Source organism: Bifidobacterium sp. LH_230, assembly GCF_056357555.1.
Genome location: NZ_JBKEWJ010000012.1, coordinates 44,812 through 60,156, shown reverse-complemented (window position 1 = coordinate 60,156; position 15,345 = coordinate 44,812). Strand labels below are relative to the sequence as shown.

The 15,345-nt window shown below is 59.2% G+C and carries 12 protein-coding genes and 1 tRNA gene; 11 read left to right on the top strand and 2 right to left on the bottom strand.

What is annotated here, in order from left to right:
- Nucleotides 1-8: 8 nt before the first annotated feature.
- Entirely contained in the window at nt 9-1,094 is a 1,086-nt protein-coding gene (locus AC1A0G_RS07135; protein WP_476528505.1) for a polysaccharide pyruvyl transferase family protein, read from the top strand.
- 276 nt (nt 1,095-1,370) lie between these two features.
- Here AC1A0G_RS07135 and AC1A0G_RS07130 read toward each other — a convergent pair whose 3' ends face one another.
- Nucleotides 1,371-3,002, bottom strand: coding sequence for an RNA-binding domain-containing protein (locus AC1A0G_RS07130; protein WP_476528504.1), 1,632 nt, complete (start codon nt 3,000-3,002; stop codon nt 1,371-1,373).
- Between the two features lie 362 nt (nt 3,003-3,364).
- Here AC1A0G_RS07130 and rfbB point away from each other — a divergent pair, with 362 nt between their 5' ends.
- The 10 genes from rfbB to AC1A0G_RS07080 all read left to right on the top strand — a co-directional run bounded on the left by rfbB (nt 3,365) and on the right by AC1A0G_RS07080 (nt 13,829).
- Nucleotides 3,365-4,387: a dTDP-glucose 4,6-dehydratase gene (gene rfbB, locus AC1A0G_RS07125; RefSeq protein WP_476528503.1), complete on the top strand. Its 1,023-nt coding sequence runs from the start codon at nt 3,365-3,367 to the stop codon at nt 4,385-4,387.
- A 76-nt stretch (nt 4,388-4,463) separates the two neighbouring features.
- A complete protein-coding gene (locus AC1A0G_RS07120; RefSeq protein WP_476528502.1) occupies nt 4,464-5,933 on the top strand; it encodes a sugar nucleotide-binding protein in 1,470 nt (489 codons plus the stop codon).
- A gap of 2 nt (nt 5,934-5,935) precedes the next feature.
- A complete protein-coding gene (gene rfbA, locus AC1A0G_RS07115; RefSeq protein ID WP_476528501.1) occupies nt 5,936-6,838 on the top strand; it encodes a glucose-1-phosphate thymidylyltransferase RfbA in 903 nt (300 codons plus the stop codon).
- Nucleotides 6,839-7,039: 201 nt separating this feature from the next.
- Nucleotides 7,040-7,113: transfer RNA gene (locus tag AC1A0G_RS07110), tRNA-Lys, on the top strand.
- A 199-nt stretch (nt 7,114-7,312) separates the two neighbouring features.
- Nucleotides 7,313-8,044 (top strand): MIP/aquaporin family protein, encoded by a 732-nt coding sequence (locus tag AC1A0G_RS07105; RefSeq protein ID WP_476528500.1) that lies wholly within the window; start codon nt 7,313-7,315, stop codon nt 8,042-8,044.
- A 402-nt stretch (nt 8,045-8,446) separates the two neighbouring features.
- Nucleotides 8,447-9,412, top strand: a complete 966-nt coding sequence (locus AC1A0G_RS07100; protein ID WP_476528499.1) for a DUF3152 domain-containing protein — start codon at nt 8,447-8,449, stop codon at nt 9,410-9,412.
- 50 nt (nt 9,413-9,462) lie between these two features.
- On the top strand, nt 9,463-10,677 hold the full coding sequence (locus AC1A0G_RS07095) for a glutamate--tRNA ligase family protein (protein WP_476528528.1): 1,215 nt from the start codon (nt 9,463-9,465) through the stop codon (nt 10,675-10,677).
- A 362-nt stretch (nt 10,678-11,039) separates the two neighbouring features.
- On the top strand, nt 11,040-11,879 hold the full coding sequence (locus tag AC1A0G_RS07090) for a YggS family pyridoxal phosphate-dependent enzyme (RefSeq protein ID WP_476528498.1): 840 nt from the start codon (nt 11,040-11,042) through the stop codon (nt 11,877-11,879).
- Between the two features lie 133 nt (nt 11,880-12,012).
- Complete coding sequence (locus tag AC1A0G_RS07085) at nt 12,013-12,960, top strand: class C sortase (protein ID WP_476528527.1); 948 nt, start codon at nt 12,013-12,015, stop codon at nt 12,958-12,960.
- A gap of 47 nt (nt 12,961-13,007) precedes the next feature.
- Nucleotides 13,008-13,829 carry a fumarylacetoacetate hydrolase family protein gene (locus AC1A0G_RS07080; protein WP_476528497.1) on the top strand — a complete coding sequence of 274 codons (822 nt, stop codon included), beginning with the start codon at nt 13,008-13,010 and terminating at the stop codon, nt 13,827-13,829.
- 459 nt (nt 13,830-14,288) lie between these two features.
- Here the strand turns inward: AC1A0G_RS07080 and AC1A0G_RS07075 are convergent, their stop codons facing one another.
- The gene (locus AC1A0G_RS07075) at nt 14,289-15,218 is read right to left on the bottom strand and encodes an AEC family transporter (protein WP_476528496.1); all 930 of its coding nucleotides are present in this window, start codon (nt 15,216-15,218) and stop codon (nt 14,289-14,291) included.
- Nucleotides 15,219-15,345: the final 127 nt, after the last annotated feature.

The following is a 15,345-nucleotide window of genomic DNA, read 5'->3' as shown; positions in this document are numbered from 1 at the left end:
GGATCATTATGAGTAAGAAAGTTGGTATTCTGACATTTCAGAATACGCTCAATTATGGCGCAACTTTACAATGCTATGCCTTGTATCGTGCGATTCAATCTCTGGGTCATACACCTGAAGTAATCGATTATAAATGCAAGTCCGTCACGGAATACGAGCGTCCGAAGCCGCTGACGAGCTGCAGGAGCATTAAGGAACTGATTAAGTGGCCTTATACCTATAGCATGCGTGCGATTAAGCAGAAGAAGTTCCGCAATAGTGATAAGCACTTCTTGACATTCTGGGATGTTGACAGCAATAAAAACCTCATTGATCAGTGCGAGGGACTGGACGCTGTGGTTGTGGGCAGTGACCAGGTATGGAGCACATATCTGACCAATAAGGATATGCAGTACTTCCTTCCAGGAACTGTTGATGGGGTTAAAAAGGTTTCCTACGCAGCGAGTTTCGGCAAGGCTACTTTTGACGAAGACTGTGCGGATGAGGCTGGCCGTTATTTGTCTGATTTTGATGAGATCAGCGTCCGTGAAAATCAGGGCATTGATATCGTTCGGAAACTCACCGGTCGTGATGCGGTTCAGGTCCTCGATCCCACGTTGCTCTTGCCTAGCGATCAATGGTTCGAATTTGCCCAGAAGCCGGCACATGCGCCTGAACGATATGTTTTGGCTTATGCCGTTACGATGCAAGATGAAGTAGTAACCCGTGCGCAAAGGATCGCGGCACAGCGAGGCATTCCGGTTGTCTTCATTCACTCCTATTCGATGAAGCCGGTCAAGGATGTAAAGAACGTATTCTCTGCCACGCCTCGTGAGTTTGTTGGATACTTCAAGAATGCTGACTGCGTTATTACCAGCTCTTTCCACGGTGTATGTTTCTCGCTGCTCACCCAGCGCGATTTCATGCCAGTACTGGCAGTGAAAAAGGGGAATGCCAATTCGCGTCTTGCCAGTTTGCTGGAATTGGTTGGATTGGGTGACTTGCCGGAATCTACTGACGCTATACGGCACATTAACTATGATCCGGTCAGTGAAAAACTGAAGAATGCGGGTTCGGAATCTTTTGCCTTCCTCAAGAATGCCCTAGCTGATTAGAGTTTTTCGAAAAGGAATGAATACTTATAGACTAAGCTCTGGTTCTTCGATCATGCGGAAAGCCAGAGCTTTGGTCGTGCCCGAAATCTTGCGCACTTCGGTTTTCGCCTGTTCCGATAGCGATGATCAGTTCGTTTCGGGTGCGGTCTCACCGAGTCGAGACATGTCGAGGCAGCGTTGCATCGACCATTCGTTGGAAGTGCTCGTCATCCATGCACCTTCCGAACAGTGCTTTTGAAGCTCTGATCAAGACTTGTCGGGTTGCTCGGCATGGCGTCATAAGTAGTACTCGGAGGACTTGGTGTTACCGCGATGGTGTACCTTCCCCTCGGACTCCATTCGTTTCAACAGCCGCAGTGTAGTGGCATAGCTTTTGCCGTAATGTTCGGCGATCTGCGGCACTGAAGCAGAGTCTCCCAAAGCGTGAAGGATTTGAACGATGCGGTCGACCTTTGACTGCGGGGCCTCCCGGGAATTGATCCTCCGTCCATCATGATCGGACATTCTGTAGGTGTTCTTTCCGCAAAGTGTGATCAAACTTAGGGACGATAGGTCGTGTAATGCCAAAGAGACGCGTTCGCGATCAAGGCTGGTTCGTCTGCCGATTTCGGCATCATCCAGTGTCCCATATTGGTGCAAGGTTGCAAGTGTGATCAATGATTCGACTGGCATCGGAGCGCCGCGTTTGATGGAGACTTTGTCGATTAATCGGATGAATGACTCATCTACTGACGCGTTTCGTAAGAACAAGACGACTTCTTCGGAAGTGGATTGCGAATAATTCGGTAAGGGGCGTCCCGAGAGAACAGTTCTTGTGAAAATACGATCAATGCCACGTCCTGTTCGTTCTACATAACCGCAACGTTTCAAAATATCTGCCAAGCGCGGGTTTCTAGGCATCGGCGACACGGTGAGGAGATTGCTGTGATTGACACCACGCATGAATCCGCCCGGATTGGCTATGGTGAGACCTGCTTCGTCTAGTTGGAATCGTACCGGTGCCATGATGGTATAGTCACGATGGCAGAATGCATTGGCCATAGCTTCGCGGAATGCTCCTCTATCGTAGGAGTTGAAGTTGACGTGCTGAGCTCCGATCATGATCTCCGTTTGTGGATTCCAAGGCGTCATCAGTTCCTCTATGCGTCGGAATGTGTGGACCAAGGGTTCTCGCAACTGTTCATCTACGATCGGCGAGCCGTTTCTCATGACTTGGAATGTTGCGGTCGCGGTCGGCATACAGCGTTTGAGCGCCTGTTTTGTGCCGATCGTTACGATGCCGGCGACCGTTGGTATGGTGTCACCTTCCCGGGTTTGTCTGGTTGCCAACCCTAAGGCGCCATCGAAATCCATGTCTGATAGCGACAGTATTGCGTCGTCCGCGTGTGTTCTCGCGATCCCTTCTCGTAACGTATCCCTGGCTTGCGGGTCGAGATCCGTCAAAACCGCTCCGGGAGCCGGTTGCGCGCTGTAATCATAGTTGCCGATTGATGACAGGCGGGAGACGAATTCATATGGATACATGGTGATGACTTCAGGCTCACCATCCGCTTTCAATACGCGATGGACGACTCTGCCGTTTTTCATGCAGGTTAGTTGCGAGGATTCGTCTACTCTGATGGCGACCACACGCCGCCCGTTGTCGTCAAGCACGACGGGTCTTACTTGAACCGGGGGCACGGTGTTATTGAAAACATATGCCGCCAGTTGGGTTATATTCCTATGCTCGTGACTGACTCCAGTCGGAGTACCGTCATCTTCCACCCCAAGATATAACGTACCGCCTTCGGTGTTGGCGAATGCGACTACATTGGCAATGATCACTGAATCGTCGACTGGCTCTGACTGTTCGCTTTTGAATTCTGTGTGAAGGGATTCCTTGCGAGGAATGTGTAAATCATCATTCATTGATTTCAGCTTCCTATTTAATCTTATCAATGACAGGATTGATTCTATCGTTGATAAGATTGCTTTGCCGTTGATCGTGTCCTTCTTTTTCTCCGGTAGCGGCGAATAGTGCGGGGGCGAATGATCCTTAACTGTGTTTGGTTACCTTGCCTATAACGTAGGTAAGTACGGCACTGTAAAAGACGTGTTCAATCGGTGTGCGAACGACAATCCGATGGTGTTGTTTATGGCAGATGATCTGTACTGAGTGCGCACTGGATCTCGACGCGGTGCACCCTGCTGTGCCCCTCGAACGGATGATGTGGATGGCTTGCTGGCTATGTCGGCTCGTTCCATATGTGGCAACCGCTATGCTTGGGCGTATGGCTGACGGATTGTTTGTTCCCTGTAACATCATTGTGACCGGTGGCTGTGGGTTCATTGGTTCGAATTTCGTGCATTACGTGTACAACAACCATCCCGACGTGCACATCACGGTGCTTGACGCATTGACCTACGCGGGTAATCTCGAGAACATCCGGTCGATTTTGGGTGATCGTGTTGATTTCGTGCATGGGAATATCTGTGATGCGGAGTTGTTGGATCGGATCGTGCCGGGGCATGACGCGATCGTGCATTATGCGGCGGAGTCGCATAATGATAATTCGATCGCGAATCCGGAGCCGTTTTTGAAGACGAATGTGGAGGGTACGTTCCGTCTGCTCGAGGCGTGCCGCAAGTATGACGTGCGTTATCATCACGTGAGCACGGACGAGGTGTACGGCGACCTCGCGTTGGATGATCCGGCGAAGTTCACGGAGGAGACCCCGTATCATCCGTCTTCCCCGTATAGCTCGACGAAGGCGAGTTCGGATCTGCTGGTGCGCGCGTGGCATCGAACGTTCGGCATCCGCATGACGATCTCGAACTGTTCGAACAACTACGGTCCGTACCAGCATGTCGAGAAGTTCATCCCGCGTCAGATCACGAACATTTTGGACGGGTTGAAGCCGAAGCTGTACGGCAACGGCCTGAACGTGCGTGATTGGATCCATACGGAGGACCACTCCTCGGCCGTGTGGACGATCCTGACCCGGGGTCGTCTGGGTGAGACGTATCTGATCGGCGCGAATGGGGAGCGCAACAATCTGACCGTGTTGCGTGACATCCTGACCGTGATGGGCAAGGACCCGGATGATTTCGATTGGGTGAAGGACCGTCCGGGTCACGACCGCCGGTATGCGATCGACTCGACCAAGCTGCAGACCGAGCTCGGCTGGAGGCCGGTGCACACGGACTTCCAGAAGGGTCTTGAGCAGACGATCGCCTGGTACACGGAGAACCGTGCGTGGTGGGAGCCGGCCAAGGCCGCGACCGAAGCCAAGTACAAGGCACAAGGCCAGTGATCGGCGCCGATTGAATGAAGACATGCGGCTTCTCTGGATCGTTTCCGGGGGAGCCTCCATGATGAGGATGACTGACATGGATTTTGAAAAGGAACTGAAGGTCACTGAGACGAACATCCCCGGACTACTGGTGTTCGATCTGCCGGTGCATGGGGATAATCGTGGTTGGTTCAAGGAGAACTGGCAGCGTGCGAAGATGACCGCGCTTGGCTTGCCGGACTTCGGTCCGGTGCAGAACAACATCAGCTTCAACGCGACGAAGGGCGTGACGCGCGGCATCCACGCCGAGCCGTGGGACAAGTACATTTCTATCGCGGCCGGCGAGATTTTCGGCGCGTGGGTCGATCTGCGTCCGGGCGAGAGCTTCGGCCAGGTGTTCACGACGCGCTTGGATCCGTCGAAGGCGATCTATGTGCCGCGTGGCGTGGGCAACAGCTTCCAGGCGCTCGAGGACGGCACGGTGTACACGTATCTGGTGAACGCGCATTGGTCGCTTGAGCAGAAGAAGACGTACACGTTCGTGAACCTCGAGGACCCCGAGCTGAACATCGCCTGGCCGATTCCGCTGTTCGAGTCGGAGCGGAGCGAGGCTGATCTGCATCATCCGTTGCTCAGGGATGCCAGGCCGATGGCTCCGAAGCGGACTTTGGTGACGGGTTGCAATGGCCAGCTCGGTCACGCGATCCGCGCGTACGCGGAGGCGCACGGTCTTGAGGGTTTCGAGTATACGGACATCGACGAGTTTGATTTCTCGGATCCGGCGGCCTATGACAAGTATGATTGGTCGTTGTATGGCACGATCATCAACGCGGGCGCGTATACGGCCGTGGACAAGGCCGAGACTGCGGAAGGTCGTCCGGTCGCGTGGAAGGCGAACGCGCAGGGGCCGGCCTTGCTCGCCAGGGTGGCCAAGGAGCATCACATCACGCTCGTGCATGTGAGTTCCGACTACGTGTTCGACGGCACCTCCGAGGAGCATACGGAGACCGAGCCGTTTGCGCCGCTCGGCGTGTACGGCCAGTCCAAGGCCGCGGGCGACATCGCTGTGGCGAACGCGCCGGAACACTACATTCTCCGTAGCAGTTGGGTGATCGGCGAGGGCCACAACTTCGTCAAGACCATGATGATGCTGTCGAACCGCGTCGCTGATCCGGTCGACCCGTTGGACCAGGTGAGCGTGGTCGACGACCAGTATGGTCGTCTGACGTTCACCCGGGACATGGCCGAGGCGATCTTCCACCTACTCGACAGTCACGCGCCGTACGGCACATACAACCTGACCGGTTCCGGCGCGGTCAAGAACTGGGCCCAGATCGCGGCGGCCGTGTTCGAACAGACGAACGGCAACGGCAACAAAGTCAAACCAATCAGCACGAGTGAATATATCGCTGAAGAAACCGAGCCGGCCGTCCCGCATCCGTTGCATTCCACACTCAATTTGACGAAAATTATGCAGACCGGTTATGTGCCGGCAAATTGGGAGGAATCCCTTGCACAATACATCACCGAGGAGCTGAACGAGAGGCGCCAAACAGTAAGGAGCTGACGATGAAGGGCATCATTCTCGCCGGCGGTTCCGGCACGCGGCTGTATCCACTCACCGCGGTCACGTCGAAGCAGTTGCTGCCGGTGTACGACAAGCCGATGATCTACTATCCGCTCAGTGTGCTTATGCTCGCCGGCATCCGCGATATCCTGATCATCTCCACGCCGAAGGACCTGCCGAACTTCGAGCACCTGCTCGGTGACGGCAGACGGTACGGTGTGCGGTTCAGTTACAAGGTGCAACCGTCGCCGGATGGCCTCGCGCAGGCGTTCCTGCTGGGTGAGGAGTTCATCGGCGGCGAGCCGTGCGCGCTCGTGCTGGGCGACAATATCTTCTACGGCAACGGTTTGGGAACCACGTTGCGTAAGGCGGTCTCTCGAGCCGAGCTCGGAGAAGGGGCGACCATCTTTGGATATTACGAGGATCATCCGGAGCGATACGGTGTGGTCGAGTTTGACGATCACAGCAACGTCGTGTCGATCGAGGAGAAGCCGATAGCGCCGAAGTCGCATTACGCGGTGACCGGACTGTACTTCTACGACGATCGCGTGGTCGAGTTTACCAAGCAGGTGCGGCCGTCTGCCCGCGGTGAGCTGGAGGTCACTGATCTGATCAAGATGTACCTCGATGCCGACGCGCTGCGTGTACGCACGTTGGGCCGTGGGTATGCGTGGCTGGACACGGGCACGATGGATTCGCTGTTTGAGGCGGGCGAGTTCGTGCGTACGGTTCAGCGTGCGCAGGGTCTGCCGATCGCGGTGGTCGAGGAGATCGCCTATCAGAACGGGTGGATCAGCAAGGACGAGCTGCTCGAGTCCGCCCGTCGGTATGGCAATAGCCCGTATGGAAAACACCTCGAGGACGTCGTCGAAGGCAGACTTGTGCTCGTTCCTAATCAATACTGACGAGTCGGTGTGATTCTCTGACGAGCGGCTCGTGAACCGGGGTGTCTCAACAGGTGTGTTGTGTGTGCGTGTCGGCCGTTCGCATATTGCCTGACTGTTGAAGGGCTATTTCGGCACAAGTGCGACACGCCGAAGTTTGCTTTGCTGGTGATCGCGTGTATATTAGTCACTCGTTGCACGGAAGCGTGCGGCGCTGAGCTTGCCCCTGTAGCTCAGTTGGTTAGAGCAGCTGACTCTTAATCAGCGTGTCCAGGGTTCGAATCCCTGCGGGGGCACGGTCAAGGCTGGAATCGAAAGATTCCGGCCTTTCTCGTATTCCAGCGTCGTCGTCCGCATCCATCCGGTTCGGGTTAAGTAAAGAAACGTGGGTCTTATCCGGTTCAGCCCTTGGCGTACACTTGTGCCGTTTGCTTGACGCCTTCGAGGTGCCAATCGTCATCGCCATTAACCGCTTAAGAGAGAAAAGAAACAGCTGTGGAATACTCCCTCTTCACCAAGCTGGCGGCCGAGTTCTTCGGCACCGCCATCCTCATGATCTTCGGCAACGGCTCCGTCGCCAACGTCGAACTCAAGAACACCAAAGGCCACCACGCCGGCTGGCTGAACATCGCCATGGGCTACGGCTTCGGCGTCATGTTCCCGGTTCTCATGTTCGGTGCCGTCTCCGGCGCGCACATCAACCCGGCCATGACCATCGCGCAGGCCATCAACGGCATGTTCCCGTGGAACGAGGTGCTGCCGTACATCATCGCGCAGCTGCTCGGCGCGGCGCTCGGCCAGTTCATCGTCTACCTGACCTACTACCCGCACTACAAGGAGACCGAGGACGCCGAGGCGATCCTCGCCACCTTCTGCACCACCGACGCCGACAACAAGAAGCTCAACTACTTCGTCAACGAGATGTTCGGCACCCTTGTGCTCGTCTTCGGCGCGCTGTGCTGCCTGATGGACCCGTGGGGCGAGAAGGACCCGGCCGCGGCCGCGATCGTCGTCGGCTTCATCGTGTGGGGCCTCGTCACTTCGATGGGCGGCCCGACCGGCCCTGGTCTGAACCCGGCCCGCGACCTCATGCCGCGACTCCTGCACGCCATTCTGCCGATCCCGTCCAAGGGTACCTCGCGTTGGAACGAGGCGTGGATTCCGGTTGTCGCTCCGATCGTGGGCGCGATCGTCGGTGCGTGGCTGTTCAACGCGTTCTTTGCGTGACGTTGCGCGCGTAGCTGCGTCTTCACGTGATGAGGATTGGTGATCTGCCGGATTCACTGTGATGACATTATCGCCCCCTCAGTCAGCTTTGCTGACAGCTCCCCCTTCAGGGGGAGCAAAGTTGCAGTGCTGCGTGTTCGTCCAGCAGCCTCAGAACAGTTCCCCCCCCTCAGGGGAACGCAGATAGATCTACGGCGGTTCTCCGATATGGGGAGCCGCCGTTCGTATTTGGGGGTTGCGTATACTGGGCGATGGTTCGGCGGCCGGCACGATGCACGACGGGCGGCCGTCGATGGAATGTGGATGCGTGAAGAGAAGAGCTGAGGGGACAAGATGATGAAACGACCGATTATGCCTCGACTCTGGCATACGTTTGCGTCCGGTACGGGACAGGGACCATCGATGATCGTGCGTTGCGTTGCGGCCGTGGTCGCGGCCGTTCTAGTGATCGTACTGACGATCACGAGCACGGCGACGGCCGATCGCACGCTCGCGCAGTACCGTGGCTCGGACGATGCGTTGAATACGTTGGCTCAGACGGACGGTTCGGGACCGTCGGACAAGAAGAACGACGGCGACAGTTCCGATCAGTCGGCTGCATCCAAGGAATCAGACAAGTCCGGTCAATCCGGCCAATCGAATTCATCCGATACGTCCGACGGTTCGTCATCCGGCAAACAGAACGCCTCCGGCACCAACTCGTCAAACGGCGCATCCGGCACATCATCCGACACAACCGACGCCAAAGCCGCCGATATCGCGAAAACGCTGGCAGCAGACAAGTCCGCGCAACCGCTGAGCGATCACGAGAAAACGCACATCCTCGATCAGGCAACATCGACAGCCCAAGCCGCGGCCGACAAAACGGGCGCGGGACCGTACCACTACACGTACTGTCTGCAGACCAAAGGCAACGTCGGCAACACCACAGCATTCGCCAACATCGTGTTCTCCACGCTCAACAACACCAAAGGCTGGCCGCGCGCCGGCGTCACCTTCGAGCAGACCTCCGAGGCCGACTGCGGCAGCGCGGACATGGACATCATCCTCTCCGAAGCGCAATATATGACCGATTTCTCGACCATGTGCTCGGTACACTACAGCTGCCGCGTCGGCCAGCAGGTCATCATCAACGACGACCGCTGGAACGGGTCCGTCGACGCATGGCTCGACGCGGGCGGCACGCTCAGCCGCTACCGCGAAATGGTCGTCAACCACGAGGTCGGCCATCGTCTCGGGCATATCGACAATGAGACGACCTGCGCGGGTGCGGGCCAGCGTGCGCCGCTCATGCAGGAGCAATCCATGCACCTGGACGGCTGCGTGCCCAACGAATGGCCGCTCGACCACGAACTGTGGGTCGGCTGATGGCTGGGCGATCGACGAACGAGCAGATGACCGACCGGTCGGCCGGACAGATGACCGATCAGCTTGCTGACAAGCCGGTGACGGGCCGGTTCGCGCCCACGCCGTCCGGACGTATGCACATCGGCAACATCTACGCGATGCTGGCCGCTTGGCTGTCCGCGCACGCGGCCGGCGGGCGGATGATCCTGCGTATCGAAGACATCGACCGGCCGCGCGTGCTGCAGGACGCCGACCGGTGGATCATGGACGATCTGACGTGGCTCGGACTGGACTGGGACGGGGAGCCGGTGTACCAGTCCGATCGGCTGGATCGGTACGAGGCGGCGTTGCGTACGCTATGCGACGGCAGTGATGGCGACCGTACCGGTGATGGTTCGACGAACGCTGCGGATACGTTGTCTGCGGACGGTGACGATTGCGGACCGGATGCGAACGTTGCCATATTGCGGTACCGGTCGGATACGATCTATCCGTGTTTCTGCTCGCGTGCCGATATCCGCGCCGCGTCCGCGCCTCAGGAAGGCGACGGATTCGTCGTCTATCCCGGCACCTGCCGTGCTCTGCTGTGCGACGATCCGGCCGAGGTGCGGCAGCGGTTGGATGCTGGGCGTCAGCACTCGCTCAGACTGTATGCGCCGGACCGTGACGTGACGTTTGCCGACTGTGTGTTCGGACCGCAGACGTTCAATATTGCGCACGATCTCGGGGACACGGTGATGAAACGCGCGGACGGACTGTTCGCCTACCAGCTGGCCGTCACCGTGGACGATCTCGACATGGGCGTGACCGACATCGTGCGCGGTCGTGACCTGCTGCGATCGACCGCGTTGCAGCTGTATATCCGCGAACGGCTGATTGACGGCGGATGGGGGAGAGAAAGTACAGATTTCTCGACTTCGCTTCGCTCCGCTCGAAATGACCAATATGGTGAGTTGCGTTCCGTTCGGAATGGCCAATATGGGGAGCTGCGTTTTGTTCGAAATGACGACGGCTGCATGGCCGTTCCGGCGTTCGCGCATCTGCCGTTGATCGACAATGCGGCCGGCAAGCGGTTGGCCAAACGGCAACGGTCGCTCGACATGGGCGTGCTGCGCTCGCAGGACGTTACCGCTTCGCAGGTGATCGGCTATTGCGGATGGCTGCTGGGATTGCTGGACGAGCCACAGCCGTGCGGGGCGCGCGATCTGCTGGACGTGTTCGATTGGCGCAAGGTCGCGGCGCGGGCGCAGGACCGGCGTGTGCCGGATAATCCGTTCGCGGAGTGAGCGAGCGAATGGGTGTGACGCTCCCTCAGTCAGCCTGCGGCTGACAGCGTCCTGCAATTGCGGACGGCCTGTGGCCGCGTCTTGCCGGCTCGCTGTCGCTCGCACCTCGCCTACAAACGCCGCCGGCGTTTGCTTCACGGCTCGGCCCTCAGCCGGGACATTGCCGTTAAGCAAACAGTAGAGCTGTTTGTAGGCAATGTGCGAGCCGACAGGCGAGCCAGCAAACAGTCAGCCGTAAGGCTGTCCTTAATTGCAGGAATGCCGAGGCCTGATCGTCGTGACAACGTTGGGCAATGGCGACGGTTGCGTCGCCGGGCCGACTACACTGGGGCGGGAATGGACGGTAGCAGGGGAGTGACGGCATGACGGCATATATGGACCACAAGGATCTCGCCAACGAGACGATCGACGCCACGCGCGCGAAGGAGATCGCGGACGGCGTACACCGGGTACTTGACACGGTGGCGCAAGCGGAATCGGATGCCGGACGGGACGCCGGTTCGGTGAAGCTGCTCGCCGCCACGAAAACCCGTGATGTCGGCGAGATCATGGCCGCGATCGATGCCGGCGTGCGCATGATCGGCGAAAACCGACCGCAGGAAGTGGCCGTCAAGGCCGCCGGACTGCGGCGGCAGTGCGCCGAACGAGGCTTCACGCTGGGCGTGCCGGACAACAACGATCATCCGGCGGACCAGCAGGCCACCGCTGCGGCAACGCATATCCCGTTCCATCTGATCGGCCAACTGCAATCGAACAAGATCGGTAAAGTGCTGCCGGTCGTCAACACCATCGAATCGGTCGACTCGATCGAACTGGCCGAAAAAATCGCCCGCCGCGCCGTCATGCACGGTCTTACGGTCGGCGTGCTGCTCGAAGTCAACGAATCCGGCGAAGCATCCAAGTCAGGCTGCGATCCGGCACATGCGATCATGCTCGCCCAACGTATCGGCACGCTCGACGGCATCGAACTGCAGGGACTCATGACCATCGGCGCGCACGTCGACGACGAACGCACCATCCGCCGCGGCTTCGCGCACCTGCGCAAGACCCGCGACCAGATCCTTGCCGCCGGCGCCCCCGGCACCGAGCACTGCACCGAACTGTCGATGGGCATGACGCACGACATGGCGCTCGCCATCGCGGAAGGCTCCACCATCGTGCGCGTCGGCACCGCCATCTTCGGCGAGCGCGCGTTCATCTGAGGTGGGTGCCGCCGTGAAGCATCTGAATCGTTCATCAGCGGTGTCTCAGCCCAGGCATCGGCAATCCCGACATGACCGGCGTGCCGGTGCCGCCGGACGTGCGCGGTCATACGGTGACCAGTCGTTCGATCAGATCGTCAACGTCGCCGATGTCGCCGCCGAACGTCGCCGGCTGCAACGGTCGCTGCTGATCATGCGCGTGTTCACGGTGCTGCTGTTGATCGCGGCGATCGGCGTGGCGGGTTTTCCGGTCGCGCTGCAATACCGCAGTTCGCTGCAGCTTGCGCAGACCTCGCAGCTGTCCGCCAAGCACGTCGAAGGATGGCCGTATCCGCAGGCCGAGGACGCGCTCAAGGCCGCGCACGCGTACAATCGCACGCTCGCCGCGTCCGGCCAGCCGATCTTGGGTGAAGCGGTTGATCCGTTCTCCTCGCAGGGCGGCGGCTCCCATGCCAAGGGCGAGGATTCCGCGGCCAGCAAGGACAAGGAGTATCAGTCGCTGCTCGACGCGGGCAACGGGGTGATGGGCACGATCAAGGTGCCGACCGTGTCGATCGAACTGCCGATCTACCACGGCACGTCCGAGGAGGCGCTCGCCTCGGGTGCGGGGCACCTGTACGGTACGAGTCTGCCGGTCGGCGGCGAGTCCACGCATTCGGTCATCACCGGGCATCGCGGACTGGTCGAGGCGCTGATGTTCACGCGACTCGACGAGGTGAAGAAGGGCGACTTCATGTACGTCGAGGTGATGGGCGAGACGATCGGCTACCAGGTTGACCGGATCAGCGTGATCCTGCCGGACGACACGAGCCAGCTGAAGATCGTCAAGGGCGAGGACCGGCTGACGCTGATGACCTGCACGCCGTACGGCGTGAACACGCATCGTCTGCTGGTGAGCGGGCATCGTGTCAAGATTCCTGTGCCGGCGCCCGAACCGGGGGATGTACACGACAGTCGCACCGATGCGATTCTCGCGGTCGGCGGCACGCTGCTCGGCGGATGGCTGCTGGTGGCGATCGTGACGCGGCTGCGGCATGCGCCGTGGACGGTGATGCGGCATGCGGCGTGGCGGCCGCGGTAGGTTCTGCCGGCGGCAAGACGGTTAGGCTGACTACTACACTGGGCAGCATGAGAATTGCACGATTTTCCCTCAACGGTACCCCGCGGTACGCATTCGTCCAGAACGACCCGACCGATCACAAGGACTATCTGATCGAACTGGACGGCTACCCGTTCGGTGCCGGAACCATGCAGCCCACCGGCGAACGCTACGCCATCGACGCCGACGGCGTGCGGCTGCTCGCCCCGGTGCTGCCGTCGAAGGTGTACGGTCTGGCCAAGAACTACGAGGCGCACGCCCAGTTCATGCACGAGGTCGGTCATTCCGAGATCGCCCACGCGCCGGAGAACATGGTGATCTTCACCAAGCCGTCCACGTCGGTGATCGGCCCCGACGATCCGATCGTCATCCCGCCGTACAGCCACGACATGAACTTCGAACCGGAGGTCGCCGTGGTGATGGGCCGCATCGCCAAGAACGTGCCGGTCGAGAAGGCGATGGACTACGTGCTTGGTTTCACCTGCGTCAACGACGTGACGCTGCGCGATCTGCAGGGTCTCGATCCGACGTGGACGCGCGCGAAGGGCTTCGACACGTCCTGCCCGCTCGGTCCGTGGATCGTGGCGCGCGACGACCTCAACTGGCGTGACGCGAAGATCTCGTTCACGTTGAACGGCGAGGACGTGCCGATGGCGAGCGGCACCACGGCGAACCTCATCCACGGCATCCCCGAGCAGATCGCCGCGATCTCGAGCTTTGCCACGCTGCTGCCGGGCGACGTCATCATGACCGGCACGCCGAACGCCTCCGGCCATCTCGACCCGGGCGACGAGCCGATCGTCCACGTCGAAGGCATCGGTTCCTTGCGCAACGTGGTCGTGCAGGGTTAAACGAAAGCCCTGTGGGCTTTCGTCCTGCACGAGCCGAGCGTGAGCGAGGCCATGTTGAGTCGGCCGTAGGCCGTCCGAAATTGCGGGACCGTGCAGGGTTAAGCGAAAGCCCGGTGGGCTTTCGTCCTGCACGAGCCGAGCGTGAGCGAGGCCATGTTGAGTCGGCCGTAGGCCGTCCGAAATTGCAGGATGATTCAAGGCTATGCATTAACGGGCGCAGCAAGCCTCGGCTCCCTCGGCTGAGGGAGCTGTCGAACGTACGTGAGACTGAGGGAGCGTAGGCGTTACAGCGTTCAGCAGCTATGAACGTGGTAGTAGCGTGTACACGCTCCCTCAGTCAGCCTTACGGCTGCCAGCTCCCTCAGCCGAGGGAGCCAAGTAGAACAGCCAACTACCGTTCAGCGTAATTCGGCCAGCTCCCTCAGCCGAGGGAGCCGAGGCCCGCTACGTTCGCTTTTTTTACGCCCCCGGCAGCAGGGCGTGCAGGATCGTCATGACGATGAGGCTGAGGATCGCGGTGACGGTCAGGGAGAAGCCGGCGAGCTTCGCGTTGCCGGTGAGCGAATCGGTGAACTTGGTCGAGAAGATCGTGATCGGCGCGAACGAGCCGAGCACGATGATCTCGCGGATGCGCATGTCGAACGGCAGGATGAACCACGCCGCAACCGCGATGATCACGCCGAACACGGCACGCCACGCGATCACCTTGAGCAGTTCGATCCGATCCTTGCGGTTGTCGGGAATCTCCATCATGAGTCCGATCATCGCCATCGCGCAGAACGCGTTCGCGTTGGCGAACGGCGTGATCAACGTGATGATCGGCTGCGGAATGGTGATGTGCAGGAACATGAACACCAGCATCAGCATGTAGATGTCGAACGAAATCGATCCCAGAAAATCATGCGCGATGTTGCGCAGCCGCAGACTGAGCGGCAATGATCGAAAATTGTCGTCCATGTGCAGCAGCGTGCGCGTGATCGTCAACGATCCCGCCGTGGCGACCGTCGCGTTGCCGATGTCCAGCATGATGATCGGCAGACCGGCCGACGCTCCCATGAACGTCTGCACCACCGGCAGACAGAACGCACCGAGGTTCAGGCCGGACGCGTTGAGCATCTGGAACGCGCGGTAGTTGCGCTCGTCGCCGCGCGAGCCGAGAAACACGACGAACAGCGGGATCGCGCAGGCGAAGAAGCCGAATAATACGATCCACAGCATGCGCATGTCATGCTTGTTCGTGGCGAACGACAGGATGATCGCGCACGGCAGAGTCATGTTGAACACGATGCCCTGTGCCACCTTGTAGTCGCGCTCGCCGAAGATGTGCAGGTGCTTGAGTGCGTACGTGCCGAGGATGGCGATGAGCAGGGCGCCGGATTGGAAGATCATGATGGTCGTTTCTCGAAGTCTCTCTGGTGGGTGGTTCCGGTGCATAGTCTAGGCGCGGATATGTTGCGGACGGGGTCTCCGTGTTGCGGTGTGGAAGGACGATGGTTTTGTAAACTTGAGCGTGTTG

What these genes read in the sequence shown, in the direction of transcription:
- rfbB (WP_476528503.1), top strand. Translation starts at nt 3,365, where the DNA reads ATGGCTGACGGATTGTTTGTTCCCTGTAACATCATTGTGACCGGTGGC.
- AC1A0G_RS07075 (WP_476528496.1), bottom strand. Translation starts at nt 15,218, where the DNA reads ATGATCTTCCAATCCGGCGCCCTGCTCATCGCCATCCTCGGCACGTAC.
- AC1A0G_RS07090 (WP_476528498.1), top strand. Translation starts at nt 11,040, where the DNA reads ATGACGGCATATATGGACCACAAGGATCTCGCCAACGAGACGATCGAC.
- AC1A0G_RS07095 (WP_476528528.1), top strand. Translation starts at nt 9,463, where the DNA reads ATGACCGATCAGCTTGCTGACAAGCCGGTGACGGGCCGGTTCGCGCCC.
- AC1A0G_RS07100 (WP_476528499.1), top strand. Translation starts at nt 8,447, where the DNA reads ATGATCGTGCGTTGCGTTGCGGCCGTGGTCGCGGCCGTTCTAGTGATC.
- rfbA (WP_476528501.1), top strand. Translation starts at nt 5,936, where the DNA reads ATGAAGGGCATCATTCTCGCCGGCGGTTCCGGCACGCGGCTGTATCCA.
- AC1A0G_RS07135 (WP_476528505.1), top strand. Translation starts at nt 9, where the DNA reads ATGAGTAAGAAAGTTGGTATTCTGACATTTCAGAATACGCTCAATTAT.
- AC1A0G_RS07120 (WP_476528502.1), top strand. Translation starts at nt 4,464, where the DNA reads ATGGATTTTGAAAAGGAACTGAAGGTCACTGAGACGAACATCCCCGGA.
- AC1A0G_RS07080 (WP_476528497.1), top strand. Translation starts at nt 13,008, where the DNA reads ATGAGAATTGCACGATTTTCCCTCAACGGTACCCCGCGGTACGCATTC.
- AC1A0G_RS07130 (WP_476528504.1), bottom strand. Translation starts at nt 3,002, where the DNA reads ATGAATGATGATTTACACATTCCTCGCAAGGAATCCCTTCACACAGAA.